The sequence below is a fragment of the Pseudomonas sp. R1-6 genome, assembly GCF_051132115.1.
In the GTDB taxonomy this organism is placed as follows: domain Bacteria; phylum Pseudomonadota; class Gammaproteobacteria; order Pseudomonadales; family Pseudomonadaceae; genus Aquipseudomonas.
The window spans coordinates 2,228,587-2,254,782 of the sequence record NZ_CP071662.1; the positions used below are offsets into that span (position 1 = coordinate 2,228,587).

Genomic DNA, 26,196 nt, shown 5'->3' on the forward strand with positions numbered 1-26,196 from the left:
GATTTCAGATACCCGTGTTCTGCTTCCTGGGTGTGCAGGGTTTTGTGGCAAGGTAGCTCCCTGCCACAAAACAGCAGGATCAGTATTTGTAGACGATGCCCAGCCTGCCCATGATTTCCAACGCATTGGCCAGGCCCAGACCGTTCATCGGCAGGCATGCAAACGCTTGGTACTCGTCGAAATGCGTGCCGATGGCCAACAGCTTCAGATCGTGGATTTCCAGTCGTGCATTGTAATACTGGAGCAGCGCCCGCTCCCAATCGTCGGCGTGATTGACTGCATCGACGACTGTGCCGTCGGGCGTGGGGATTTCAATGCCCCGTTCGCGCAGGGGGGCGAGGGCGTTGATGGCGTAGACGCCAGACAACGACCATTCCTTCCACTCGAACTCAGCCATCCGATGCGTGCTGACAAGGGCCGATTGCAGCTGAGTCCACGCCCAGTCCCATTGGCCGGTAGCCGCCGGCATGTTTTCGATCAGCGCTTGCGCGTGCGTCTCGTCGAACAGGCAGTCGAACAGGTCCGCCAGCGTATCGGCCGGATCCAGTGGTGGCGTTTGCCCCTGAGTGTCCAGGTCATGACTCAGACGCTGCCACAGACTGCCCAATTCCAGCCAATCGTCCTCGTCCATGGCATCGTCGATCACCTGGGCCTTGTGGCCTCGGTGGTAGTTATCCAGCCGCGTCTTGCGCACACGTACCGCGCCCTCGGCCAGGTCGGCCTTATAGCTGCTGTGGTCCAGGTAGTTGGTCTGGAAAACGATGCGGTCCACGAATATGTCGTGGACGAGGCTTTCCTCTGCGTCGAAATAGGCCGCGCCTTCGAGTGTGCCGTGGGCGGTGATGACGCGTTGAAGCGACAGGGGGTCAATGGGGTTCAAAGAATCAGCTCTCAGGGGAAACGGTCGAGTCCGGTCCGGCTTCAGCCGCCATTTTCAGTCGGTCGGCTTTGCTGATGTATCGGTCTTTGCTTTTCGGTGCCAGCTTGGCACTGGCTTTTTTGGCGTTGGCCTTGAGCAACTGGTTTATTTTCTTGCGACGATTCATGTTGTTTCACTTGGGCGCGTAAGAGGCTGGGGGTCGATCATACCGCCAGTCGAATAAGTTATCGCCGAAAGTGTAGCGCTGATTTTGAACCCTGCATCAACGCACCCGGCTGCGACTCTGCACCGAAAGATCCAGCGCCTTTTGCATGTCCAGCCGTGCCGAACGCCCTACGTCCTTGTCGTTGAGCTGGTAATTGCGCTCCGACGGCAGGATGGGTGCGGTGAGGTCTTCGCCGTCCATTTGTTCGAAGTCGTGATTGTCGCCAATGGTCATGGCGCTGCGTCGCAGGAGCATGCGCAGCTGTTCGGGGTGAAGTTGCGGGTTGATCGACAGCATCGCTGCCAGCAGGCCGGTGACCATGGGTGTGGCGTACGATGTGCCGCAATGCACCGGGCCATCCTCGCCGGCATTGGGCGTCGAGGCGTGGGTGCACGCGGCGGCGGTGATGTCGACGCGCATGTCGATATTCGAGGAGTTGCGCTTGACCGCGTAGCCTGGGTCATCGACGGCGACGCCGGCCCGTTCGCTGCGCTGGTGTCCGCCGACCACCAATAACTGTTCGGTAATGAACGAGGAGGGCAGGCGGTATTCATCGGTGCCGGAAAATGACGACCCATTGCCAGCGGAGTTCACCACCACCACGTCGGGATGTTCCTTGCGCAGCCACAGGAAAAACTCTTCCAGCAGTTCTTCGTAGCCGCTCATGGCAATACCCGAACGCAGCAGCGAATCGACGTCATCGCCCTTGACGTCTTTCGCTCCCACGCGGTGGACGCCCCAGCTCCAGTTCAGCACACGCACGCCATCCTCGACGAGGTTCACCGAGGCGGCGATGTTGGCTGTGATCCCCGCGTCCGAATTTCGCTCGACGATCACTTCGAAGCCGCCGCTCGCCTTGTCCAGGCCCCGCAGCAAACCGGTGTTGCCACCATCGTTCCAGCGCGCGGCGAGAATGCCGGCGACGGTCGTGCCATGGTTGTCGGGTTTGTTCGCATCACGGGCGTACACGCAGGTGCGCGGCATGGAGCAGGGGCCAAGATAGTCGGCAAAATCCGCCGTGTCGAAATCCACGTCACGCTCGATCAAGCCGATGCGCACCGGCTGCGGTTGGATCGGCGCCTGCTGCCCGGGGATGCGCCGCTGGTAGTAATGCACCGCGTCGAGAAAGCGATTCGCGGCCCATTCATCGGAGCCCTGGGCCGGTTTCTTGGGCTCTTCGGGCTGGGTGGGCGCTTGCTCGGTTTCTTCGGCCCCGGACTCTTCGATCACTACGGCATCGACGCTGGTTTCGCCGCCCAGGCGCAGCACCAACGCGTCGCGCTGCATCAGGTCCCTGGCCGGCAGGCGCAATTGATACACGTTGAGCGGCGCGATGCTGCCGACCACCCTGGCCCCGTACTTGTTGGCGAGACGTTCCGCCTCCTGGCGGCCATCGTGGCTTTCCTCGATCAACACGCTGACCAGATCCACATAGGTGATCAGGCCGTCCATGTTCTTGGTCACCTCATCCGGCCCGGCCGCGACGACATGACTGCTGCGCAGGGTCAACCAGACGGCATTGCTGGCGCGCGGACCGTCTTCCAGCCAGAGCGGCCCGCTTTGGTAGTCGGCCTTGTCCAAATGCAGACGCAGGCGTTGGCCGTCACGCTGGACCCTGTCAGCGGGAATCGCTTTTTCACCGAGCTTCAGTTGCGGCGTTGCTTCACCCAGCCCTCGCGCGGTCAAGCACCACTCCTGGCGCTCGATTTCGAGCAAGTCGCCGCAGCGCTTCAGGCTTTCCAGGCGCAACGGCTCTTGCGCCATTGCAGACGTGCCGGCAGACAACGCGATCAAGGTGACGAGGACAGCGGATCGTAAGGGCATAGGTGAGGTTTCTTTGCCGGGGTTTGCTGTTCCGACCGCTGTGTCGATGGCTTCGTTCAGGCAATGGCGCCAGCCGTCATCAAAATTGAACAACCGAACCCGCGCCGAAATCCGATCCATAGGCAATTGAAAAACTGGGGAACCCTATGTCTCGTCCACCCATGATCGGAATCATCGCCTGTTCAGGCAAGGTTGGCCCACACACCGTCCAGCTCAGCAACGACAAATACGCACAAGCCGTCGCGACCGCCGCCGAGGCACTGCCGGTGATCCTTCCGGTGGTTGCGTCACTGATCGATCCGGCTGACGTCATCGCTGGCCTGGACGGGCTGCTTTTCACCGGCTCGCCTTCCAATATCGAACCCCATCACTACGGCGGCCCACCCAGCCCGCCTGGCACCGAGCACGACCCGGCCCGGGATAACCTGGCGCTGCCGCTCTGGCGCGCCGCTGTCGAGGCCGGTCTTCCGGTGCTTGGCATCTGTCGCGGCTTCCAGGAAATGAATGTCGCTTTTGGCGGCACGCTCCATCAACAACTCAACGGCCCCGGCGCCGAGCACGAGCCGCCGAGCAACGAGCCGGTCCAGGACCAATACGCCCGCAACCATGCACTGACCGTGCGACCGGGCGGGGTGTTGGCGCGGTTGGGGCTCAAGGAACAGATCGAAGTCAACTCCGTCCACGGCCAGGGCATCGCACGGGTGGGGCAGGGTTTGCGCATCGAAGCCGTGGCGGAGGATGGCCTGGTGGAGGGGCTTTCGGTGGAGGGCAGCCGGGCGTTTGCGTTGGGGGTGCAATGGCACCCGGAATGGGAAGTGACGGAGCATCCGGATTATCGGGCGATCTTTCGCGCGTTCGGAGAGGCGTGCAGGCAGCGGGCGAGCTAATCCGGTTCGTGACACAGACGCAGATCTTGTTGCCTTGCCGGCCCACACCGTCTGAGGAAAACGGAACGGGCAATTCGAGAAGCGTCTGACAGCGCCGCATGAGTCCCTTGCGATAGCGTCCGTCCTGAATTTTCAGGATGAGAATCGCGATTCGTGACGCGCCCAAACAATCTGCCAAAAGTCAAAAATCCACGTTCCGGCGAAGGGGGTTCGGCCGGTTTATGTGGTTTTGAGCATCCGCCGAAAGGGTCTGGCCGAGGCGGGCCACGACTATCATCCTGCTCCGAAGACACATGAAATTACGGGCTTCTCTGATCTGAAGAAAGGCAAGAAGAAAACTCCGGTGCAAGGAGGCGGAGGCTTAAGAGATCGCTGGCTCGACGCCAAAGGGAGAAAACGGAGAAAACGGGACAGATCTATTTTGACTTCAACCGCCCCTCGATCGCCACGCGCACGCAGCCCCAGGCGATGACGCCGATGATCAGCAACTCTGCCAGGCCGATAATCAAGTGGAATGAAAAGGCCACGGGCTGTTCGGTCCAGTAGAAAATCGTCGGGCGAGTGCTGCCGATGCGTATCCGTCCGGTAAACAGCGACGGCGTCCATGCGATCAGACGGGTCAGCTCCAGCACAATCAAGAAAGCGCCAATCAAGGCGATCAGGGCGCGTGCGGGGATGCCTAGTTGTTCGGTCGACTCAGCCGAAGGCGTGAGTGCCTTCGCTTTGTGTTGCCTGGCGATCTTCGCCGGCGTTGGAGTAGGCCTGTAGGGCACTTTCGAAACGGCCGTCGAACCGACAGCAACCTCCGTGGGCATCGGTACTTGCAGGTAGTCGCTCAGCTCACGCAGCCACCGCTCGGTGCGTTCACTGCCCGGCACCACCGCAACGTTGTCACTTGTCAGGCGGTGGGTGGCGCCATCGCGCATCACCAGCCACAGTTGGGTGTTGGCTGGTTTGGCCTGTTGATGGCGGCGGAGCTCGAGGTGCTTGACGGCGTCGAACCTAAACACCGAATGCACCCGTTCGCGGCGTGCAAAGAAGTTCTGGGTACGGCGCTTGCCTTCACCGTCGATACGCGACAACAGCAAGGTTTCGCGGGTGCCGGTGTAAAGCATCAGCGCCAAGCCTAGGGCAGGAATCAGCAGCAGCCCGAGCACGAGCAGGAGTGAGGCCAATGGATCCATGCCTGTCGGCGACAAGTCGGCATCTGTGATTGCGAGCACGGCCGCCACTGGAAAAATGAAAGTCATCGCGCTTGTCAGCAGCACGAATCCGCCCTGCACCCAATTGATCGAGTGGATATGCAGGTCATCCCGCGCGGTACGCTCGAATCGATATCCAATCAACATGCAGACCTCCTGGCGCACCACTTTCAAGACCGCTTCAAGTTGCGAACAGCCGTTGGCCATGGCTGTTTTCTAGCCGCGCAGAATACCTCTTTCGGCGGGTTCTCGGCATGCTTGATGGCGTGTGCGCGTAGGCATAACCACCGCCGACCTGCCAGTTTTCGGTCGATCCGGAACACCGCCAGGCAGGCATTCGGAATGAATTGGGGCCTAAGTCAAACGCCAAAACGCCCGATACGGTGTATCGGGCGTTGGGGTGGAGATGTCCATCTGTCCTAAAAACTGCCTCCCTCGATGTGGTAGACCTTCGGTTCATCCGAAAAATATTCCTCCAATCCCATCATGAATATCCGATGGTCTTCACTCTCTTCGAAACCCGGCGTGTGATCTTCAAGTGACTGCCATCTCACGATCAGGTTGAATTGTTCAGGGGTTTCAATCCCGGGCGCCAGCAAGTGACCGCCGTATCCCTTTGCACGGGTGAGCAGAGGAGCGACCTCGGCAAACGCACGTCGGAACATTTCAATGCGGTCCTTGTGAACGGGGAGCAGGGCGATCTCGTAAATCATGGCGTACCTCGAAATGACATGAACGGTTAAAAAGTACGGGCTTATGAGATGAGCGATGGCTCAACGGCGATCGCGATTTTTCCTATAACGCCGTTGTTGGGACTTTCCAGCCGTGCATGGGCGAGCGGGATGTCGGCAAGGGAATAGACCGCGCCAACGTGTGGCCGCAACTGACCTCGTGCTATCAATGCACTCAACTCATCGAGTTTGCCTCGGTTCTGCCTTGTGAAAACGAAGTGATAACTCGCGTTCTTGCCCCAGGCCTGAACCAGGTTTTGCGGTTGTGCAATGTCCACGATGCTGACTACGCGACCAAGCTGTGCAAGTGTTTCCGGGCTGCGTGACAGTGCATTGCCGCCGATGGTGTCAAACACGACGTCAACCCCACGGCCTTCTGTTTCTCGCATGATGGCCTCGACGTAGTCCTCCTTCTCGTAATCAATGACGATATCGGCCCCCATACTGCGCGCGAACTCGAAGTTCGCCTCGCGCACGGTCGTGTATACCCGTGCTCCGATGGCTTTCGCCAACTGGATCGCCACGTGACCGACTCCTCCCGCGCCGCCGTGTATCAGAATGCTTTCTCCCACTCTGAGCGACGCACGCACGACCAGTGCTTCCCACGCCGTCCCGCCAACCAATGTCAGGCTCGCCGCCTCAAGGTGGCTTAGCAACGGAGGCTTTTTGCCGATGATGCTCTCAGCAGCTACGTGGTACTCGGCGTAACTTCCTGGGCCATCGAATATTTGCGGGGTGTACCAGACTTCGTCTCCGGGAGCGAAGGCTGTCACGCCCGGCCCAACTGCTTCGACAACGCCCGAAATGTCGTGTCCGGTGATGGCCGGCAGTGGCACCAGATCCGGATAGTCGCCGCGTCGGACCTGGTAATCCAAGGGATTGATGGAGGTGGCATGCACCCGGACCAGGACTTGCCCTGCATGCGGCACGGGTTTGGGCACATCGCGAAGTTCAAACGATTCCGTACCGCCAAATGATTTCAATACCATCGCTTTCATAATGACACCTCATATCTATAAAAAGGGATATCGAGATATCTCGATATCTTACGGCAAAAAATTAGAGCTCTTTCCCTATGATTTCAGCAAGGGTGCTGATGGCCGCTTCATTACGCTTGTAGTAAGTCCACTGACCGATGCGCCTGACTTCCACCAGGCCCACTCGTTGCAGCGTCGCAAGATAACCAGACACCGTGGATTGGGACAATCCAATGCCTTCCTGGATACTGCTGACGCAAACGCCCACCGTGAGAACGTCACCTTCATCCTGCGGAGGGAAGTTCTTTGTCGGGTCCTTCAGGCCTTTCAAGATTTGAAGGCGTGTAGGGTTCGATAGGGCTTTAAATACTTCGATCAATTCCATGGAGTGGATAATATCGAGATTTACCGATATGTCAATACGATTTTCAATGAATCCTTTGGGCGGTAGAGAACTCCGCGCTTTGGGTCACCCCCAACACAATCCCTGCGCCTTGAACGTTTAAAGCGCCGCCACCGCGCCGGCATCGAGAAAAGGGCAGATTTATTGATTAAATAAACCTGCCCCTTTTCGTTTAGAACTCCAGCGAAGCACCGTCCTCCGGAATGTCTACACGCCCCTCAATCCCTTGCTTCTTAACGTAGGCGCGCAGTTCTTCACGAGTGAGGGACATATGGTTGATCGCGTCCATGTGCACCGCGACAATGTGTGCGTTTTTCGCGGCTTTTGAGGCGCGAAGCACATCATCTTCACCCATGATGATCGAACCTTCGAATCCCGCCATTTTTGCTTTGCCGGCGTTGAGCACGATTACTTCCGGACGGTACTGGTTGATGGCCTGGTCTACCTCGTTACGCCAAATCGTGTCACCGGCAAGGTAGAGAGTCTTATAGCCTGGCGCCTGGAAAACCACGCCCATGGCTTCGCCCAGAGGTTTTGCGAGCGCTGGCACGGCATACATTTCGTCAGTGCCATGCTGGCCGCCGGTCTTGGTGATTTTGACGCCGCCGAATTCCGCTTCGTCAGTTAGTACGCGTACGTTCTTGAAACCTTGGGAACGAATCAGTTGCGCATCTTCTTCATGTTGAGCGAACAACGGAATGTCTTTAGGCAGCGCTTTTTGTGCGGCATCGTCCCAGTGGTCCAGGTGTGTATGGGTGACGATGACGGCGTCGACCCCGGCGATAACCTTCTCCGGCGATTGCGTGAGATCAACCAAGGGGTTGCGAAGGTTGCTTCGATAGGTGTTTTCAAAACCCGGATAGGCGCCTTTTTTTGCCAGCATCGGATCGATCAGGAAGGTGGTGTCACCGAAGGTGATTTTTACCGTCGCGTTGCGAACCTGCTGCAAATCCAGTTTATGAGGGGCGCCAGGCGCCTTGGGAGTAGTTGAACCGGCAAACGAAGGGGTAGCGGCCACGGCGCAAGCAATGCTGAGGGCAAGCTGTAACGTTCTGAGTTTCATAAAAATCATTCCTGTTGTTTACCACGAGGGGGCCATTCTTGCCGAATGTCTCGGGGGTCAACAGTGGCCCGAACGACACATTTCGATATAATCGGGCCAACTGATCAACGTTGTTCACCTTGAGCCCTACGGGGCGAACCGAGGCTGCCCCCATGCTCTCCGTACGCGTTGCTGTTTTAGCTTTCGAAGGCGTCAGCCTTTTCCACCTTTCGGTGCCGGGAATGGTATTGGGAACCGCCCAGCCTGCGCCCGATGGGCCTCGGTATGAAATCAATTACTGCGCAGAAGTGCCCGGAATGGTCGGTACCGACCAAGACATTGGGTTGTCGGTAAGCCTCGGCTTGGAGCTGATGGAAACCTGCGACGTCATCATCATCCCGGCGTGGGGCGATCAATCCCTGATTGCATCGCCCCAGCTCGTGGAAGCGCTGCAGCTGGCCAACACGCAAGGCAAGCTCATTGTGGGATTGTGTTTGGGGGCATTCGTCCTCGGCGATGCCGGGCTGCTCGATGGAAAGGAAGCCACTACCCACTGGGCTGCCCGTGACCAGTTTGCGCAACGTTTTCCCAAGGTTCGATTCAAACCCGAGGTGCTTTACGTCCGTGCCGATAACATCGTGACGTCCGCGGGCACCGTAGCGGCAATCGATTGTTGCTTGCACCTGGTGCGCGAGCGCCTCGGTGCGGACGTGGCGAATCGCACCGCGAAAATGCTGGTGACGCCACCTCACAGGCCGGGAGGCCAGGCGCAGTATGTTGAACACCCAGTGCCAGCATTCGCTGGCGAGACTCACTTATCCGACGTCCTGACATGGGCCCGAATGAATCTGTCCAGTGACCTGTCTCTCGACGCTCTGGCAGACATGGCGAAAATGAGCAGGCGGACGTTTACCCGTCGGTTCAAGGAGGCGACGGGCACAACCGTGTCCAAATGGTTAACTGCTGAACGAGTGGCCAGAGCGCAGGCATTGCTGGAAACGACTGAGTTGCCCATCGAATGCATCGCAGGGGAGGTGGGGTTTGGGACGTCATTGTCGTTGAGGCAGCACTTTGGAGCGCATCTGGGGACGTCGCCTTCTGATTATCGGAAGATGTTTTGTCTTGGGGTGGGGCGCAAGCGTTGATGGAGATGTATCTTTCGATGGTCTTGCTCACCCCCAACGCGTTCCCAACACAATCCCCTGCGCCTTGAACCCCTCAAGGGCCGCGACCCCCACCGGCATCAACTCACGCACCGTCACTCCTGCCGCCTCGGCCAACGCAACCAGATGCTCCCGCCCGCTGCGCCTATGCTCCGTCAGCGAAACCAGCAGCGCATAAGCCATTGGCGCAAGGCGTGAAAACGTCACGTGCCCACCACGGCGCTGAAGCAGGACCAACGTCGGGGCCGTTGGTTTGTCGATGGGCCGATGATCCGGCCCGATGTCGCACACCGGCCATTCATAGGCGTGTGCCCACGCGAGTTCCGACATCACGGGCGTGCCTTCAACCAGATTGCCGTGGGGATTGTGTGCGGGCTCCACCGCATCATTCAGCAACAGGGCGCTTTCGCTCCATTCGTGTTGCGCCAGCTCGGGCAGCCAGGCGGGGTGGTTCTGCGAGCTGGCACATTGTTCCAGATAGCTGACAAACTCCCCGCCCAGCTGCGTGAACAGTGGCGTCTGGCAACGGTAGTTCGCGTAGAAGTCGTGGACCAGCCATCGCCAGTCAGCGTCTGGCAGGGTTTGGTGGATGACCGGGAAGCTGGCGGCCAGCAGCGATTCGATGCTGCCGATGAACAGTTGCCGGTAGACGGCCAGGCGTCGGGTTTCAATTCCCGGCGGTGGTGGGTTTTGAGGATTGCGGACGTAATTGGCCATGCAGTTGAGTTGGTCGAGCAGTTGTTCAGGCATGGCGGGCCTCCGGTGTTGCCGGGCAAGCGAGTTTTTGAAGGTGTTTGATCTGCCCGACTTCAGCGAGCAGTTCCGACAAGGGTGGGAAGTTGAAGTCGCGTTCCAGCAGGGTTGGTACCGAGCCGAATCGTTGATACGCCTGGTGTAGCAGCGTCCAGACGTCTTGCTTGACGGCCGCGCCGTGGGTGTCGATTTTCAAATCCTCGGCTTCGTCAAAATGGCCTGCGACGTGCAGGTAGGTGACGCGTTGGGCCGGGATGGCGGCGAGGAACTTCTCGGCGTCGTAACGGTGATTGATCGCATTAACGTAGAGGTTGTTGACGTCCAGCAGCAGGTCGCAGTCGGCTTCCTGTAGCACGGCGGTGATGAAGTCGATCTCGCTCATGGCCTGGAAGGGCGCGGCGTAGTAGGAGATGTTTTCCACCGCGATGCGCTGGCCCAATACGTCCTGAGCCTGACGAATGCGGGCGGCGACGTGATGGACGGCTTCTTCGGTAAAGGGGATCGGCAAGAGGTCGTAGAGGTGACCGCTGTCGGAGCAGTAACTCAGGTGTTCGCTGTAGAGCGCCACGGCGTAGCGATCGAGGAAGCGGCGAGTACCACGCAGCAGTTCAATGTCGAGGGGCTGCGGACCGCCGAGGGACAGGGACAGGCCGTGGCAGGTGATGGGGTGCCGTGCGGCGAGTTGGTCGAGTTGTTCGGCGTAGACGCCGCCGACACCGATCCAGTTGTCCGGGGCGCACTCAAGGAAATCCACGGCGCTGGGGGCCATTTCCAGTAGGTCGCTTAGCAGGGCACGGCGCAGGCCGAGCCCGGCGCCGGAGGGTGAAGTGAACGTGCTCATCGCGCTTCTCCAGGGGATGGCCAAACCCTCCCGGCCTGAGCGGCCAGGAGGGAGGAGCGAAGGGGGATTTACTCCTTGGCCTGGCTCATATGGATGAACAGCTCAGTCGGTACTTTCTTGCCATTGGCTGTGTATTGGCCGGTGCGGTATTTGTAGGTTTCCGCCTCGGACAGGTAGCCGTCGTGGTTACTGTCAATCTTTTCGAACTCGGCTTGCTGGGTCGGCGCGACGGTGAGGAATTCCTTCAGCGACACACGAGCATCGTCGTCAGTGTCGCTACGAGCGAAGGACGCGTCGCCACATTTGCCTTCACCGCACTTGCCTTCTGCCGCGGTGACTTTTTTGCCCGATTCGGCGGCACCGCATTTGCCTTCACCACACTTGCCTTCAGCCTGTGTGGCCTTTTTGGCCGATTCGGCAGCGCCACATTTGCCTTCACCGCATTTGCCTTCAGAGGTCTTTTCTGCCGAAGCCAATTGATAACCCTGGGCCAGGGTGTCAACGGCGAAAGCGGACTGGGCCAGGCTCAAACCGCCGGACAAAGCCAGGGCGGCGAGGGCGAGGCGAGCGGAGTTCGAATTTTTTGTACGCGTCATGAGATTTCTCCAGATAAGAGCTGTGTGGCCCCTGGCAAGCGTTGCGCGGGGCGTGTGCCGTGGCGGTGTCACGTTGCTTGCCCGGTGCTCGGCACGTCGGGTCGAAGCAAGGCGGGACTGGCCTGTTCGGACGGGGCCATTTGGCGCTTGTCGTGTATCTGGGATGTGTCATGCGGCGGTGTGTTTGTATTGCTGTGTGTCGTGGATACAGAGCGCTGCGAACCTTTTTCCGCTGATCCGTATTTTTCGCTTACAGGTGCGTCTGTAACGGTCTCAGTTCTCGTCCCACAATTCGATCGTGCCGCAATGGCTCTATTGGGAGAAAGCTCATGGCGAAGATGGCGATTTTTCTGGGTGGTTTCCTGGCGCTGACGCTGCTGATTGGTGTGCTGGCGACGATCTCGCCTGTTTAAGACAGCTTTTGTGTGGCGAGGGAGCAAGCTCCCTCGCCACACAGCTTTCGCTTGAGAAAAGATGCGCGGATCAGCGGTGCAAGATCACCTGCGCAATGTCCAGCAACGGCATCACCCGTTGGGCGGCGTTGAGTTTGATCGCTTCCTTGGGCATGCCAAAAACCACGCAACTGGCCTCGTCCTGGGCAACGGTGGCGCTGCCGGCATCGAGCATTTCCTTGAGGCCGCGGGCGCCGTCGTCGCCCATGCCGGTCATGATGATGCCCGTGGCGTTACGGCCGGCGAACTTGGCCACCGAGCGAAACAGCACATCCACCGAAGGGCGATGGCGATTGACCAACGGGCCGTCCACCACTTGCACGTGATAGAACGCGCCGCTGCGGGTCACCATCATGTGCTTGCCGCCGGGGGCGATGAGCGCCAGGCCCGGGTGGATGCGGTCGTTGTTCTTCGCTTCGCGCACTTCGATCTGGCACAGGCTGTTGAGCCGGGCGGCGAATGAGGCGGTGAATTTTTCCGGCATGTGCTGGACGATGACGATGCCCGGGCACACGCGCGGCAGGGCCGTCAGCACCGCCTCCAGGGCCTGGGTGCCGCCGGTGGAGGTGCCCATGGCGACGATGCGTTCGGTGGTCTGGGCCATGGCGTGGCCGTTGGCGGCGGGCAGCATCGCGTCAGCGCTGAGTTTGGCCGCCGGGGTCAGCGGGGCGGCCGGGGCCGGGCGTTTACCCAGGTTGCGGACGTTGACCTGGGCGGCGGCGCGGATGGCCGAGACCAATTCCGACGCCGAGTCCAGCAAGAAGTTCTTCAGGCCGCTAGTGGGCTTGGTGATGATTTCCACCGCGCCGGCGGCCATGGCTTGCAGCGTGGTTTCCGCGCCCTTGGGCGTCAGGGAAGAACAGATCACCACGGGCGTGGGCCGTTCGCTCATGATCTTTTTCAAAAAGGTAATGCCGTCCATGCGCGGCATTTCCACGTCCAGCACGATCACGTCGGGCCATTCCTTCGCCAGTTTATCCATGGCGAAGATCGGATCGGACGCCGCGCCGATAACGTTGATGTCCGGCGTGTCACTCAGGATCGCCAGTAATACCTGACGGACCACGGCGGAATCGTCCACCAGCAATACATTGATTTTTCTGCCTGGCATGATTAATTCAAGGTCCTTATCGGTTGGTGCCTGACCCAGACATCGCCATTGCACAGGTCGAAAACAATACTTCGGTAGCCAGTGCTACCCATGTCCTGGGCAATCAGGTCCAGGCGATAGAGGGCGGCCATTTCCAGCGCGGCGTTGACGTTCAACCGCGCCACGTCGCCGAACGCCACGTGGCGTTGCAGCTCGGGAAACATTTCGCCGCCGCCGAACAGCTTGAGCTGGTATTCCTCGGGTTCGGTGCGATGGGCCCGCGCCTGGCGGACGAACAACTCAAAGGCTTCATCGGCGTACATCCCATTCAGCGCCGTGGAGCAGCGTACCCGGTTGGGCAACATGAAGTGGCACATGCCGCCGATCTTGCGCCGTGGATGCCAGAGGGTGATGGCAACGCATGAGCCAAGGATCGTGCGCAGCCGGGTCGGGCAGGTCGCAAAGCGAAACTCCCCAGGCCCCAGATAGACTTCGGCGACTGGCTTTATCGCGGCGTTCATGGCTTGCGATAAATCGAAGGCGCGACCAGCTTTAACGCATCGCAAACGCCGTTGAGGCTCTCCGAATGGCTGACGATGAAATACCCACCGGGCTTGAGCCGGGGGATCAGTCGGGCAACCACTTTGCTTTTGGTGGGCTGGTCGAAATAGATCATCACGTTGCGCAGGAAAATCACATCGAACTCCCCCAACTCCGGAAGCGTGTCGTTGAGATTGACCTGGATGAAGTTGACCCGGTTGCGCAACGCCCGATCGATGAGAAAGGTGCCTTGCTGATTGCCGGTGCCCTTGAGGCAATATTTCACGAGTAACGAATGGGGCAGGTTGCGGGCGCGCTCCATCGGATAGTGCCCGGAACGGGCCTTCGCCAACACTTGCATGCTGATGTCCGAGCCGATGACTTCCCAGGGCGTGGTGCCCAGGCTTTCGGCCAGGGTCATGGCGAGGCTGTAGGGCTCCTCGCCGGACGAGCTGGCCGCGCTCCACAGGCGAAAGGTCTTGCCGGGTGTCGCATGGGGCAGCACGTGATCGCGTAGAAAATCGAAGTGCTTGGGCTCACGGAAAAAGTAGGTTTCGTTGGTCGTGAGCAGGTCCAGCGCCACTTGTAATTCGTCGCTGCGCTGGCCGCTCATGATCAGCTTGAAATACTCGCCGTAGCTGTCCAGCTCATAGTGCTTGAGGCGCTTGAACAGGCGCCCGGCCACCAGGGCTTTCTTGGCCGGCGACAGGTTGATGCCGGCGGCCTGGTACAACCAGGATTGAAACTGGCCGAACTCCCGGTCAGTGAGCGCCATTGAATTCACTGTGCGTTCCTTGCAAGTGTCCGTGCTCATGAGTCTGGCGCTTCCAGTGCGGCGGGGCTGGCCTGGGCGAGTTCGGACATTTCGTCGATGGACAGCACCCGATCCACCTCCAGGACGATGACGAACTTGCCCTCGACCTTCGCCATGCCGCTGATGAAGTCGGCGCGAATTTTCGCGCCGAAACTCGGTGGCGGTTCGATCTGCGAGGCCGGGATTTCCAGCACCGCCGATACAGTGTCCACCAGCAGCCCGATGTCCTGGGCCAGGCCGTCAGCGCTGGCGGCCTCGATGATCACTACGCAACTGCGGCGGCTGATGGTGGAGTTCGGCCGGCCAAAACGGGCCGACAGATCCACCACCGGCACGACCGCGCCGCGCAGGTTGATCACTCCACGAACGAAGGCCGGCATCATCGGTACGACGGTCAGGTTGCCGTACTCGATGATTTCCTTGATGCACAAGATGCCGATGGCGAACATCTCTGTGCCGAGCATGAACGTCAGGTACTGCGCTTCTTCCTCGACCGCGCTGGCGGTCTGACGTGTGGTCGCGATGGCGCCCATTGCCTTTTCTCCTTTAAGCAAGCCTATGGAACCGGGCCATCAGAACCGGGTGAATTCCGATTCGTCCGGCGCGCTGGCCATGTTGTAGGCGAACGCCTTGGGCATCACCGGTGCCGGTGCCCGGGCCGGTTTACGGCTGGACGGGCCGGGCGTGTTATCGACCCGGGCGACCTGGAGGGCGGCCTTGGGCGGCGTGTCCAAGGTGAAGAAGCTCATGGCCTGTTGCAGTTGTTCGGCCTGGCTGCTCATCTCTTCGGCGGTGGCGGCCAGCTCTTCGCTGCTGGAGGCGTTCTGCTGGGTCACCTGGTTGAGTTGGGTCATGGCGGTGTTGATCTGCGCCACACCGGCGGCCTGTTCTTCGGACGCGGCGCTGATTTCCTGCACCAGATCCGAGGTCTTGTTGATGGACGGGACCATCTCGTTCAGCAGGTTGCCGGCCTTCTCGGCCATCTCGACGCTGCTGGACGACAGCTCGCCGATCTCCTGTGCCGCGACCTGGCTACGTTCGGCCAGTTTGCGAACTTCGGCAGCGACCACTGCGAAGCCTTTGCCATGTTCCCCAGCGCGGGCCGCTTCGATGGCGGCGTTGAGCGCCAGCAGGTTGGTCTGGTAGGCGATGTCGTCGATGATGCTGATTCGCTGGGCGATTTTCTTCATCGCCACCACGGTCTGCTGCACCGATTCGCCACCGTCGGTGGCTTCCTTGGCAGCCTTGCTGGCCATGCCATCGGTCACCTTGGCGTTTTCGGTGTTCTGGTTGATGCTGGCGCTCATCTGCTCGATGGATGCGCTGGTTTCCTCGACGCTGGCCGCCTGCTCGCTGGTCGCCTGGCTCATCGATTGGGCGGTGGCGCTGACTTCCTCGGAAGCGCTGGCGAGGTTGTCCGCCGCGTTGCGCACTTCACCGATGATGTGCGACAGCTTGCCGACCATGTTCTGCATGGCGTTGAGCACCATGCCGGTTTCGTCCTTGGAACCGCCATCGATTTTCGCGTTCAGGTTGCCCTCGGCCAGTTGCTCGGCCACCACCGCCGCCTGTTTCAACGGACGGGAAATGATGCGTGAGACGAACAGCGCCAATCCCAGGCCCACCAGCAGGGCCGCGACCAGCACGGCGATGATCGACAGACGTGCGTTTTCATACAAGCGGGTGCCGTGCGCACTGGCGACGTCAGCGCCGGCCGCGTTGAGCTCGACAAGTTTTTGCAAGTCGTTGGTCACCAGGTCGAAGCGATTCTTGGATTCGCCCTTGAGCATCGCCTGGGCTTGCTCGGTCAGGTTCTGCCGGGACAATGCGAGCAGGTCTTTGCTGATTGCAAGGTAAGAAGCCCAGTCATCGCGGGTGGTTTCGAATGCCTGACGATCCTCAGCGCTGGAGAGCAGTTTTTCGTAAGTGCCCAGGCGCGTTTCGAAGGCCTTTTTGGCTTCCTCGGCTTCTTGCTCGAGGGTGACGCGCTCCTGTTCGGAGTCGGCGGCAATATGGCGATTCTCCTTGAGGCGATAGCTCGCCGCAAAAAAGCGCATGCCTGAAGCGGCGCGCATGGACGGCATCCAGTTCTCACGGATATCTAGAGCGGTGCCGTTCACCTGGCCCAGTTGGATGATCGAGAACACGCCCATGACGGCGGTCAGCGCCAACACCACGAGAAATGAAGCGATCAGTTTGGTGGCGATTCTAAGGTCGTAGAACCATTTCATTGGGGAATACCTCTCCATGGAGTGTTGAAGCGTCAGCGAGCGTTGGCTTGTTGTAATGGGGTCGAGTTGTAGCGGTTTTCTATTTGTGCGATCTGGGTGAGCAGGGCCGGTACGTCGAGGATCAACGCCACGGCGCCGCTGCCCAGAATGGTCGAGCCGCTGATGCCGCGCAGTGCGCCGAACAGCTTGCCCAGAGGCTTGATCACGGTCTGGAATTCACCCAGCAGGTCATCCACCACCAGCCCGGCCTTGAGTTCGGCGTAGCGCACCACCACCACGTTCTGCCGGCGCGAGGCCGGACCTTCGTGATGAAAGTGATCGCGCAAGTACACCAATGGCAGCACCTCGCCCCGCAGGTCGAGGTAGCCTTGTTCGCGGCTGGCGATGCCATCGTCTTCGCTCAGCTCGATGCATTCCTGGACCATGTCCAGCGGAATGACATAGGTGGACTGGCCGATGCCGACCAGGAATCCGTTGATGATCGCCAGGGTCAGCGGCAGTCGGATGCGCACCACGGTGCCCTTGCCCGGCTGGCTGTCCAGGTCGACCGTGCCGCGCAGCAGCGTGATGTTGCGCTTGACCACGTCCATGCCCACGCCGCGCCCGGACAGATTGGTGACGGCCTGGGCGGTGGAAAAGCCCGGTTCGAAAATAAGGTTGTAGATTTCCTGGTCGGTCAGGTTCGCGCCCGCTGCGATCAGCCCACGTTCGTGGGCTTTTTCCAGGATGCGGTCGCGGTTCAGGCCGGCGCCGTCGTCGGCGATTTCCAGCACGATGCTGCCCGAGTCGTGGTAAGCGTTGAGGTGCAAATGCCCCTTGGCCGGTTTGCCTGCCGCCAGCCGCGCCTCAGCGGTTTCGATGCCATGGTCCATGGCGTTGCGCAACAGGTGCATCAGCGGGTCGCCGATCTTTTCCACCACGGTCTTGTCCAGCTCGGTTTCCGCGCCGCTGATGATCAGGTCGATGTCCTTGTCGAGCTCCTGGCTGACATCGCGCACCACCCGACGAAAGCGGTTGAAGGTCTCGCCGATGGGGATCATGCGCAGGCGCAAGGCGCCGTCGAGAATCTCCTCCACCAGCCCGGATACCGACGAGGTGGCTTCCTGCAATGGGTCGTTCTGGCAGTTACGGGCCAACAGGCTGGCGCCGGCGCTGGCGATCACCAATTCACCGACCAGGTTGATAAGTTCGTCGAGTTTGTCGGCATTGACCCGGACGTACGCGCCGTCCTTGGTTTTACTGTCACTGACCACGGCCTGCTTGTCAGGCGCGACCTGGGCAGGCATGCGCGGGGTCTTGCGTTGGTCCGGCATCAGCTCGCCCGTGGTGACCATGGCGGTGCTTTCGTCGCTCTGTGCCTGGGATGTCGCGACCTCGCCGATGCTTGCCTGGGCCTCGACGTCTTGGGCGACGATTTCGATCGCACAGTCTTCCCGGACGAAATCGAACACTTCATTGATCGCGGTATAACCGGCGGCGGAGCGGAACGCGATGTCGAAGCCCAGGTAGCAGGATTCGGCATCCCAGGTGTCGATGGCCGGCATCGCCTCGGTGAGCGTGGTGATGTCGACGATTTCACCCAGGGTCTGCAAGTAGCGCAGGAACGACAAGGGGTCCATGCCGTTGCGGAACACGTCCTGGCCGAAGCGCAGGGAGATGTGCCAGAGGCACGCTTCGGCTGAGCCGGTTGGCTCGGCTTGGGTTTCCCGATCCGGTTCGGTCGCGGTCGGGGGCGCCTGGTACTCCTGCAGGAGCTGGCACAGTTCCATTTCCCGCGCCAGGGCAGGGGGCTGCAACGTCGAGCCCTGGTTGGCGACCACGTCGATCAATTCGAGCATGTGGTCGCCGGACTTGAGCAGCACCGCGATCAAGCCAGGGTCCACCGCGACGCTGCCCTCGCGCAGGCGATCGAGCACGTCCTCGACGATGTGGGTAAAGCTGACGATCGGCTCCAGGCCGAACAGTCCAGCCGACCCTTTGATCGTATGGGCCGCTCGGAAAATCGCGCCGATGGCGTCATCGTCGCCGGGGTCGTTTTCCAATTGCAGCAACGATTCTTCCATCGCCTGCAGTTGTTCACGGGCCTCGACGATGAAGGTTTGTTGTGCCTGATCGAGATTGATGCTCACGCTCATATCCTTTGTCGTGTCCGACGTGTTGCAAAGGGACTACGCAACCAGGTTGCACAGCGCCAGTGTTTCGGTGACGGCTTTGCTTGGGTCGGCCACCGTCAGTTGGGTCCCGGCCCTGGGCGCCTCGCGCTGAACCATCAGCAGCAATTGCAGGCCGGCGCCATCCATCTCGGTGATCTGCGACAGGTCCAGCACCATGGCGGGCGTGGCCCCCAACCGTGGCAGCAATTGCGCGGCCAGGTCGGCGGCGGTGTAGATCGTCAGCTCGCCGTCGATCTGCACCTGCGCGGTGTCATTTTCTACTTCGTACAGCAGCGGCATTGAAGCCTCCAGCCATCAGGGAAGAATCAGCTTGGACACCGCCGCCAGCATCTGCGCTGGCTGGAACGGCTTGACCACCCAGGCCTTGGCGCCTGCGGCCTGGCCCTCTTGCTTCTTCGATTCCTGGGATTCGGTGGTGAGCATGATGATCGGCGTGAACTTGTAGCTGGCCAGTTTCTTGACCTCCTTGACGAAGGTGATGCCGTCCATGTTCGGCATGTTCACGTCGCTGATGATCAGGTGCACTTTCTGGCCGTTGAGCTTGCCCAGTGCATCCTTGCCATCGCTGGCCTCGATCACGTCGTAGCCGGCACTTTTCAACGCGATGCCGACGACCTGCCGAACGCTCGCGGAGTCGTCGACAACCAATACATTTTTCGCCATGAGGGGCTCCTAAAAGAAGGTTATTTCCTGTGAAGTCTGTTGCGCGGCCGAGTCGCCGTGATGGTTGCGGCGTTGCTCGTCGGTGGCGTAGGTGGTTTCCATGCGCGCCAGCCATTGGCGGGCGTCGATGGAGATGGCCTGTTCGGGCGAGTGGCTGGCTTGCTGCATGTGCACATGCAGGTCCTCGATGTTGTCGCGCACGTGGCTGAGGATCTGGCTGACCCGATCCTGGAATTGCAGGCTGACCAGCACTTGGGTGAGTTCGTCTCGAATACCGAAACTCTCCCGTTGCAACATGTCGGCCGAATCGGCGAGGCGGCCGGTGACGCTCTGGAAGCGTTCGAGCACGCGTTGGATGCTGCCTTCGGACACGGCCACGGACTGGCTGTCCTGGTCGGCGCCGCTGGAAGCCGCCTGCACCAATTGGGTGATGGCGGTGTTGATGACATCGACCTTGGCCGACATCTGTTGGCCGGTCTCGCTGGACTTGCTCGACAGGGCCCGCACGGCATCTGCCACTACCGCAAAACCGCGTCCGGCTTCGCCTGCGCGGGCGGCTTCGATGGCGGCGTTGAGGGCCAGCAGGTTGGTCTGGGCGGCAATCGCAGCGACATCCGCGGCCATGGTCCGCAACTCGCCAGTGTAGGCCGTCAGGTTGCGCACTTGGGCCAAGGTTTCATCACGGCTGGCCTGGGTGCACTTCAGCGAATCGATCACCTTCACCAGTTCGCCTTCGCTCTGCGCCAGCACCTGGACGGCACCGCCGCCACCACTGCCCGCCAACTCGCCAGCGGCCAGTTGCGAGGCTTGTACGGTTTCTTCGAGACGCGAGGAAATGCCGGTGAAGCGGCTGGTCAACGAGACGATCGCGGTTTCTGTCTGCTGCCGTGAGCTTTCGACTTGCTTGGCCCAGATCGGCATCGCGCCGAGGATCACTTCGTTGAGTTGCGCGCTGCTTTTGTGAGCGCCATGGTCGGCGGCTTGCAGTTCATGATGGGCGATGGCCGCTGCGGCCACCTTGTCCAATTGCAGGCGCTGCGAGCGCGCGCCCCAGATACCGGCACCCACGCCAAGGACCAGAAGCACAGCACTGAAACCGATGTTTTGAGCGCTCGTGCCATTGAGTACCAGCAGCCCTGCGCCGGCGATGATGGCAACGATCAAGGCGTGCCAAGAGGTGTGCGTCTGGGATGTGGCAAGGGAATGGTCGTGGGAATACGACATCATGGTTCGGTCCTTGAACAGTATTGCTGACAGGATATTTGCGAATAACTGGTTATCTGCAAAGTCGACCCGGTCTTGAGGACCAGTCGTCCGGTTTTGGAAAAAAAGTGGCACATTGCTATCGCAGAATAGACGAGATCCTGGAAATGTCGAGGTGCCCTGACCTGTGGAAGAAATCACGGTGAACCTCAACAGTGTTCGTCAGATCATTCTGTGAAACACAATGAAAGGATTGAGCTAAATTACCCGCACCAGTTTTCGAACCTGCCATCGAGCCCTCATGCCCACCCAGCCTCTCTGGAAGACCTACCTGCTGTTCTTGGCCCCCATGGTCTTGTCCAATTTCCTGCAATCGATGTCCGGTACGCTCAATAGCATCTACATCGGCCAAATGCTCGGCACCCAGGCCCTGGCGGCGGTGTCGGGGATGTTTCCCATCGTGTTTTTCTTCATCGCGTTGGTGATTGGCCTGGGCGCGGGGGCAGGGGTCTTGATCGGGCAGGCCTACGGCGCCGGCGAGACGGGAACCGTGAAGGCGATTGCCGGCTCGACGCTGCTGCTGGGGGCAATCATCGGACTGACGGCGGCGATCCTCGGCAGTGTTTTTGCCCGCGAGGGGCTGCAAGGCCTCGGAACGCCCGCCGACGTGCTGGAGGATGCGGTGTCGTATGCGCGGGTGATGATGTGGATCCTCCCGATGCTGCTGGTGTTTGTGCTTTTCACCCAGCTATTGCGCGGTGTCAGCGATACCGTTTCGCCGTTGCTGGCGTTGCTGGTGTCCACCAGCGTCGGGATGGCGCTGACGCCGGCGTTGATCCGTGGCTGGCTGGGGTTGCCGCAGATGGGCATCCAGAGCGCGGCGCTGGCGGGGCTGGTGGGCACCGCGTCGGCGATGGCGATGCTGGCGTGGCGCCTGAATCGACGGGCCCATGCCTTGGCGCCGGATCGGGCGCTGTTCGCGGCGATGCGCCTGGACAGGGACATCCTCGGCAAAGTGCTGCGCATCGGCCTACCCACCGGATTGCAGATGGTGGTGATCTCGCTGTCGGAGTTGGTCATCCTGGCCCTGGTCAATCGCCACGGGTCCCAGGCCACGGCCGCCTATGGCGCGGTGACGCAGATTGTCAATTACGTGCAGTTCCCGGCGCTGTCGATTGCCATCACCGCGTCGATCCTCGGCGCCCAGGCCATCGGCGCCGGACGCCTGGAACGCCTGGGGCCGATCCTGCGCACCGGGATGCTGATCAACGTCTGGTTGACCGGTGGGCTGGTGCTGCTGGGGTACCTGTTGTCCCACTGGTTGCTGGGCCTGTTCATCACCGACCCGGCGGCGCGGGTCCAGGCCGAGCACCTGTTGCACATCATGCTATGGAGCCTTTTGGTGTTCGGCTTCCAGGCCATCATCGGTGGCATCATGCGCGCCAGCGGCACGGTGCTGATGCCGGTGGCGATCTCGATTTTCTGCATCATCGGCGTGCAAGTTCCGGTCGCCTACCTGCTGGACGCACACTTCGGCCTGCAAGGGGTGTGGATGGCGTTTCCGGTGGCTTACCTGAGCATGCTGTTGCTGCAGACGCTGTATTACAAACGGGTCTGGCAGCACCAGCGGATCGAGCGGTTGGTGTAACCGGCCCGACATGGAACCCTTGGGGGGCAAGCTCGCTCCCACAGGGTTAGTCACCTTTTCCGATTTACGAGGATCCCGATGTCCGCAGAACTCCCCACCGTCGCCTACCGCGCCTTCCTCTTCGACATGGACGGCACGCTGCTCAATTCCGTCGCCGCCACCGAGCGGATCTGGACCCGCTGGGCCATGCGCCATGGCCTGGACGTGGCTAAATTCCTGCCGACTATCCATGGCGTGCGCGCCGTCGACACCGTTGCCCGCCAGAACCTGCCAGGAGTGGATGCCCAGGCCGAGGCCGCGCAGCTCACCATCGAAGAAATCGAGGACGTGGAAGGGGTGGTCGAGGTGCCCGGTGCGCTGGGCTTTCTCAAGAGCCTGCCGCCGACGCAATGGGCGATTGTCACCTCGGCGCCGATGGCCTTGGCTTTGCGTCGCATGGAAGCGGCCGGGATTCCGCTCCCCGACGTGATGGTGACCGCCGAGGACGTGAGCGCCGGCAAGCCGAATCCAGCGTGCTACCTATTGGCCGCACAACGCTTGCAAGTTGCTCCGCAGGAATGCCTGGTGTTCGAGGACGCAGAAGCCGGAATCAAGGCTGGCGAGGCGGCGGACATGGACGTAATGGTAGTGACGGCCACGCATACGCACCCGGTGGTGACGGTGCATTCGCAGATCGCGGATTACCGTGGGCTGAGCATTGTGGTGGACGATGGATTGATACGCGTCTCAAACCAACGCTAGCCCCTGTGGGAGCGAGCTCGCTCCCACATTTTTAACCTCAGCGATTTCGGGATCAGGTCACTACCCGATAGCACGGCACATACGCCGCGCCGCCCGGCAGTTTCATCCGGTGTTGCGCGACAAAGGCCTGGAGCAGGCGATCCAGCGGCTCCATGATCGCGGGATCACCATGGATCTCGTACGGGCCGTGTTCTTCGATCAGGCGGATGCCCTTGTCCTTCACGTTCCCGGCCACGATCCCCGAAAATGCCCGGCGCAGGTTGGCGGCCAGTTCGTGGGAGGGCAGGTCGCGGCTCAAGCCCAGGCTGGCCATGTTGGCGTGGGTAGGGTCGAACGGGCGTTGGAAACCTTCGTCGATTTTCAGCAGCCAGTTGAAATGAAAGGCGTCGTTGCGCTCGCGGCGGAACTGCTTCACTTCTTTCAGCCCCTGGGTCATCTGCCGCGCCACTTCGGCCGGGTCGTCGATGATGATCTGGTAGTGCTTCTGCGCGGCTTCGCCCAAGGTCGCGCCGACGAACGCGTGCAACTGCTCGAAATACGGCGTAGCGCTTTTAGGCCCGGTGAGGATCACCGGGAACGGCAGGTCCTGGTTGGCCGGGTGCATGAGAATGCCCAGCAGGTAGAGAAATTCTTCCGCCGTACCGGCGCCGCCCGGGAAGATGATGATGCCGTGGCCGACGCGCACGAAGGCTTCCAGACGCTTTTCTATGTCCGGCAGGATCACCAGTTCATTGACGATCGGGTTCGGTGCCTCCGCGGCAATGATGCCCGGCTCCGTCAGGCCCAGGTAGCGGCCACCCTGGATGCGTTGCTTGGCGTGGGCGATGGTGGCGCCTTTCATCGGGCCTTTCATCACGCCGGGACCGCAGCCGGTGCAGATGTCCAGGCTGCGCAGGCCCAGTTCGTGGCCGACTTTCTTGGTGTACTTGTATTCTTCGGTGTTGATCGAGTGGCCACCCCAGCACACGACGATTTTCGGTTCCACGCCAGGGCGCAAGGTGCGGGCGTTGCGCAGCAGGTGGAACACGTAGTCGCTGATACCCTGTGACGAGCTCAGGTCGATGCGCTGGCTGTCCAGCTCGTTCTCGGTGTAGACGATGTCGCGCAGGGCGCTGAAGAGCATTTCCCGGGTGCTGGCGATCATCTCGCCGTCGACGAACGCATCGGCCGGCGCGTTCAGCAGCTCCAGGCGTACACCACGGTCCTGTTGGTGGATGCGGATCTCGAAGTCCTTGTAGGCTTCCAGGATGGTCTTGGCGTTATCGACATGGGCGCCGGTGTTGAGAATCGCCAGGGCGCACTGGCGGAAAAGATCGTAGATGCTGCCGGAACCGGCTTCGCTCAGTTGCTGCACTTCGCGCTGGGACAAAGTCTCCAGGCTGCCCTTGGGGCTTACCGAAGCGTTGATTACATGTCTTTGAGTCATTCAGCTTTCCTTGAAAACGATGCCGCTCGCACGACGGCGGCATCTTGAAAAAAACGTCCACGCAGGAAGATCGCACGATCCTTGCGGTATCGCCATGGACTTTGATCCGGATCCATCGGGTCGGTTGCAACACAAAATGAGCCCCAGCATAGCTAAATCGACCGGGCAGGCGATAATGCGCGAGTCTTTTCACGCCATACAAGGAAATTGCGACGCGATGTTCGAGATCAAACCGTGGGACGCCGCCGACTACCGGCAACAGACCCGTCGCAGCACCCTCATCGTGGCCGTGGTGTTCCTGGCGCTGGCAATGCTGTTGTCCAGCCTGGCGGTGATGCTGTTCGGTACACCCGGGGGCGATAATTTTCGCTTCAATGTCGGCGGCGTTTTCGCTGCCGTGCTGGTGATGGTCGGGCTGATGCGCGGCTATTTCTGGTCGCAGCCGTGGATGGCCGCTGCGGTGTATGGCTGGCAGCTCAAGCGCAGCCTGATGAGCGTCACCAACGTGATGCACCAGGTAAAGGCCGGTGTGCAGGCCCGGGATCCGGCAGCGATGAAGCTACTGCGTTTCTATCACCTGGGCCTGGCCCAGATGCACCGGCTGGATGCCAATTCCAGCGACCACGCCTCGTTGGTCCGTGAGGCCGACGAGCATCTGGAAAACATGCAGGCGCTGGGCCTGGATTCAGAGCAATCACGCCTGGACCCGACCTGGATAGACTCGGTCAAACAGGCCTACGGCGAGCGCCGCTAACGGCCGCTCATCGGTTGCCTCGGGAAAAAAATAAACCCCGGTCTTCCAATGCCTTTCTCATGAGCAGTCATGGAAAGGAGAGTCGAGATGACTGGAAAGATGGTTCATGGAACCTGGGCCCTGTTGTGTGTGGCTACAGTGGGATTGGCGGGCTGCGCGGGCGGTAACAGCCACTCACCGGTAGACGCGCCAGGCGCCGCGAAAAGCCCAACCACCGCGACGCTGGAAGCGGGGGCCGGGATCATGCAGAACAAACCCCCTTTGCAAGCGTTGGATACCTACCTGGACGGCTTTCATTTTTATAACGGCCGGATGTCCGGGCAAATGGAAGCGCACCATTACTGCACGGCACTGAACGAAGAAGTGTTCCAGTGCGCCATCTTCGATGCCAACAGCGCCAAGGCCAAATTGATGGGCGTGGAATATATCATCAGTAAGCGCCTGTTCGAAAGCTTGCCCGCCGCCGAAAAGCAGCTGTGGCACAGCCATGTGCATGAGGTGAAGTCTGGACAACTGGTCGCGCCGGGCATACCGGAGGTGGCGGAAACCCGCTTGATGAAGAACCTGGTCAGCACTTACGGCAAGACCTGGCACACCTGGCACACCGAGCAGGGCAACGCTCTGCCTTACGGCGTTCCGCAGTTGATGATGGGGTTCACCGCCGATGGGCAGATCGATCCGCAATTGGTGCGCGAACGCGACCGCCGGATGGGCATCGACAGCGAAGCGAAGAAACACGCCCGCGAATCGATCAGCGCACCGGACATCGATCCTGGCGCAGATGCGTGGCGCAAAGGGCAGGTGTGGCAGATAAAGGATCCGACGGGGCATACCCATTAAAGTCATTTGAACAAATGCTTTGTGGCGAGGAAGCTAGCTCCCGCTGGGTTGCGAAGCGGCCCAGGGCAATCCACCTGGATATATATGTTTTGTTAATACGAGTTGGGCTGCTGTGC

At 60.5% G+C, this 26,196-nt stretch carries 28 protein-coding genes; 7 read left to right on the forward strand and 21 right to left on the reverse strand.

All coding sequences use genetic code 11. The features are described from left to right. Positions 1-79: 79 nt before the first annotated feature. From J3P81_RS10290 to J3P81_RS10300, 3 genes are all read right to left on the reverse strand, one after another. Positions 80-880 (reverse strand): DUF6630 family protein, encoded by an 801-nt coding sequence (locus tag J3P81_RS10290; RefSeq protein ID WP_434563569.1) that lies wholly within the window; start codon positions 878-880, stop codon positions 80-82. Positions 881-884: 4 nt separating this feature from the next. Then, a complete protein-coding gene (locus J3P81_RS10295; RefSeq protein WP_420767676.1) occupies positions 885-1,046 on the reverse strand; it encodes a DUF2986 domain-containing protein in 162 nt (53 codons plus the stop codon). Positions 1,047-1,142: 96 nt separating this feature from the next. Then, a complete protein-coding gene (locus tag J3P81_RS10300) occupies positions 1,143-2,909 on the reverse strand; it encodes a S8/S53 family peptidase (RefSeq protein WP_434563571.1) in 1,767 nt (588 codons plus the stop codon). Positions 2,910-3,055: 146 nt separating this feature from the next. On the opposite strand from J3P81_RS10300, the gene J3P81_RS10305 reads away from it, so the two are divergent. Continuing rightward, positions 3,056-3,796, forward strand: a complete 741-nt coding sequence (locus tag J3P81_RS10305; protein WP_420767678.1) for a gamma-glutamyl-gamma-aminobutyrate hydrolase family protein — start codon at positions 3,056-3,058, stop codon at positions 3,794-3,796. Positions 3,797-4,019: 223 nt separating this feature from the next. After that, a complete protein-coding gene (locus J3P81_RS10310; RefSeq protein WP_434563573.1) occupies positions 4,020-4,268 on the forward strand; it encodes a colicin E3/pyocin S6 family cytotoxin in 249 nt (82 codons plus the stop codon). On the opposite strand, the gene J3P81_RS10315 is transcribed toward J3P81_RS10310, so the two are convergent. The 5 genes from J3P81_RS10315 to J3P81_RS10335 all read right to left on the reverse strand — a co-directional run bounded on the left by J3P81_RS10315 (position 4,213) and on the right by J3P81_RS10335 (position 8,172). Then, complete coding sequence (locus tag J3P81_RS10315) at positions 4,213-5,145, reverse strand: hypothetical protein (protein WP_434563575.1); 933 nt, start codon at positions 5,143-5,145, stop codon at positions 4,213-4,215. The genes J3P81_RS10310 and J3P81_RS10315 overlap by 56 nt on opposite strands. Before the next feature lie 272 nt (positions 5,146-5,417). After that, complete coding sequence (locus tag J3P81_RS10320; protein WP_420767681.1) at positions 5,418-5,711, reverse strand: antibiotic biosynthesis monooxygenase family protein; 294 nt, start codon at positions 5,709-5,711, stop codon at positions 5,418-5,420. A gap of 41 nt (positions 5,712-5,752) precedes the next feature. Then, positions 5,753-6,727: a zinc-dependent alcohol dehydrogenase family protein gene (locus tag J3P81_RS10325; protein ID WP_434563577.1), complete on the reverse strand. Its 975-nt coding sequence runs from the start codon at positions 6,725-6,727 to the stop codon at positions 5,753-5,755. Positions 6,728-6,788: 61 nt separating this feature from the next. Next, positions 6,789-7,091: an ArsR/SmtB family transcription factor gene (locus tag J3P81_RS10330; protein ID WP_434563579.1), complete on the reverse strand. Its 303-nt coding sequence runs from the start codon at positions 7,089-7,091 to the stop codon at positions 6,789-6,791. 190 nt (positions 7,092-7,281) lie between these two features. After that, entirely contained in the window at positions 7,282-8,172 is an 891-nt protein-coding gene (locus J3P81_RS10335) for an MBL fold metallo-hydrolase (RefSeq protein WP_434563581.1), read from the reverse strand. A 152-nt stretch (positions 8,173-8,324) separates the two neighbouring features. Between J3P81_RS10335 and J3P81_RS10340 the strand changes: the two genes are divergently transcribed. After that, entirely contained in the window at positions 8,325-9,296 is a 972-nt protein-coding gene (locus J3P81_RS10340; RefSeq protein WP_434563583.1) for a GlxA family transcriptional regulator, read from the forward strand. A gap of 27 nt (positions 9,297-9,323) precedes the next feature. Here J3P81_RS10340 and J3P81_RS10345 read toward each other — a convergent pair whose 3' ends face one another. The 12 genes from J3P81_RS10345 to J3P81_RS10400 form a co-directional block, all read right to left on the reverse strand. Next, positions 9,324-10,064, reverse strand: coding sequence for an HvfC family RiPP maturation protein (locus J3P81_RS10345; RefSeq protein ID WP_434563585.1), 741 nt, complete (start codon positions 10,062-10,064; stop codon positions 9,324-9,326). After that, positions 10,057-10,908, reverse strand: coding sequence for an HvfB family MNIO-type RiPP peptide maturase (locus J3P81_RS10350; RefSeq protein ID WP_434563587.1), 852 nt, complete (start codon positions 10,906-10,908; stop codon positions 10,057-10,059). The genes J3P81_RS10345 and J3P81_RS10350 overlap by 8 nt, the downstream gene beginning before the upstream one ends. Before the next feature lie 68 nt (positions 10,909-10,976). Then, positions 10,977-11,504 carry an HvfA family oxazolone/thioamide-modified RiPP metallophore gene (locus J3P81_RS10355; protein ID WP_434563589.1) on the reverse strand — a complete coding sequence of 176 codons (528 nt, stop codon included), beginning with the start codon at positions 11,502-11,504 and terminating at the stop codon, positions 10,977-10,979. 483 nt (positions 11,505-11,987) lie between these two features. After that, positions 11,988-13,067, reverse strand: a complete 1,080-nt coding sequence (locus J3P81_RS10360; RefSeq protein ID WP_434563591.1) for a protein-glutamate methylesterase/protein-glutamine glutaminase — start codon at positions 13,065-13,067, stop codon at positions 11,988-11,990. Positions 13,068-13,069: 2 nt separating this feature from the next. Next, positions 13,070-13,567 carry a chemoreceptor glutamine deamidase CheD gene (gene cheD / locus J3P81_RS10365; protein ID WP_434563593.1) on the reverse strand — a complete coding sequence of 166 codons (498 nt, stop codon included), beginning with the start codon at positions 13,565-13,567 and terminating at the stop codon, positions 13,070-13,072. Continuing rightward, the gene (locus J3P81_RS10370; RefSeq protein ID WP_420767691.1) at positions 13,564-14,400 is read right to left on the reverse strand and encodes a CheR family methyltransferase; all 837 of its coding nucleotides are present in this window, start codon (positions 14,398-14,400) and stop codon (positions 13,564-13,566) included. Before J3P81_RS10370 ends, cheD begins: the two co-directional genes overlap by 4 nt. Beyond that, on the reverse strand, positions 14,397-14,933 hold the full coding sequence (locus J3P81_RS10375; RefSeq protein WP_420767692.1) for a chemotaxis protein CheW: 537 nt from the start codon (positions 14,931-14,933) through the stop codon (positions 14,397-14,399). The genes J3P81_RS10370 and J3P81_RS10375 overlap by 4 nt, the downstream gene beginning before the upstream one ends. 39 nt (positions 14,934-14,972) lie before the next feature. Continuing rightward, positions 14,973-16,631, reverse strand: a complete 1,659-nt coding sequence (locus J3P81_RS10380; protein WP_434563595.1) for a methyl-accepting chemotaxis protein — start codon at positions 16,629-16,631, stop codon at positions 14,973-14,975. Positions 16,632-16,663: 32 nt separating this feature from the next. Next, a complete protein-coding gene (locus J3P81_RS10385) occupies positions 16,664-18,760 on the reverse strand; it encodes a chemotaxis protein CheA (RefSeq protein WP_420767694.1) in 2,097 nt (698 codons plus the stop codon). Positions 18,761-18,799: 39 nt separating this feature from the next. Next, on the reverse strand, positions 18,800-19,084 hold the full coding sequence (locus tag J3P81_RS10390) for an STAS domain-containing protein (protein ID WP_434563597.1): 285 nt from the start codon (positions 19,082-19,084) through the stop codon (positions 18,800-18,802). A 15-nt stretch (positions 19,085-19,099) separates the two neighbouring features. Continuing rightward, positions 19,100-19,468 carry a response regulator gene (locus J3P81_RS10395; RefSeq protein WP_003180343.1) on the reverse strand — a complete coding sequence of 123 codons (369 nt, stop codon included), beginning with the start codon at positions 19,466-19,468 and terminating at the stop codon, positions 19,100-19,102. 9 nt (positions 19,469-19,477) lie between these two features. Then, on the reverse strand, positions 19,478-20,695 hold the full coding sequence (locus J3P81_RS10400; protein ID WP_434563599.1) for a methyl-accepting chemotaxis protein: 1,218 nt from the start codon (positions 20,693-20,695) through the stop codon (positions 19,478-19,480). Positions 20,696-20,972: 277 nt separating this feature from the next. Between J3P81_RS10400 and J3P81_RS10405 the strand changes: the two genes are divergently transcribed. Both J3P81_RS10405 and J3P81_RS10410 read left to right on the forward strand, forming a co-directional pair. Then, the gene (locus tag J3P81_RS10405; protein WP_434563601.1) at positions 20,973-22,319 is read left to right on the forward strand and encodes an MATE family efflux transporter; all 1,347 of its coding nucleotides are present in this window, start codon (positions 20,973-20,975) and stop codon (positions 22,317-22,319) included. Positions 22,320-22,397: 78 nt separating this feature from the next. After that, the gene (locus tag J3P81_RS10410; RefSeq protein WP_434563603.1) at positions 22,398-23,060 is read left to right on the forward strand and encodes an HAD family hydrolase; all 663 of its coding nucleotides are present in this window, start codon (positions 22,398-22,400) and stop codon (positions 23,058-23,060) included. 52 nt (positions 23,061-23,112) lie between these two features. Here J3P81_RS10410 and ppnN read toward each other — a convergent pair whose 3' ends face one another. Continuing rightward, positions 23,113-24,486: a nucleotide 5'-monophosphate nucleosidase PpnN gene (gene ppnN, locus J3P81_RS10415; protein ID WP_420767699.1), complete on the reverse strand. Its 1,374-nt coding sequence runs from the start codon at positions 24,484-24,486 to the stop codon at positions 23,113-23,115. 217 nt (positions 24,487-24,703) lie between these two features. Between ppnN and J3P81_RS10420 the strand changes: the two genes are divergently transcribed. Together J3P81_RS10420 and J3P81_RS10425 are read left to right on the forward strand one after the other, a co-directional pair. Further along, the gene (locus tag J3P81_RS10420) at positions 24,704-25,240 is read left to right on the forward strand and encodes a DUF3087 family protein (RefSeq protein WP_434563605.1); all 537 of its coding nucleotides are present in this window, start codon (positions 24,704-24,706) and stop codon (positions 25,238-25,240) included. A gap of 87 nt (positions 25,241-25,327) precedes the next feature. After that, positions 25,328-26,080, forward strand: a complete 753-nt coding sequence (locus J3P81_RS10425; protein WP_434563607.1) for an OBAP family protein — start codon at positions 25,328-25,330, stop codon at positions 26,078-26,080. Positions 26,081-26,196: the final 116 nt, after the last annotated feature.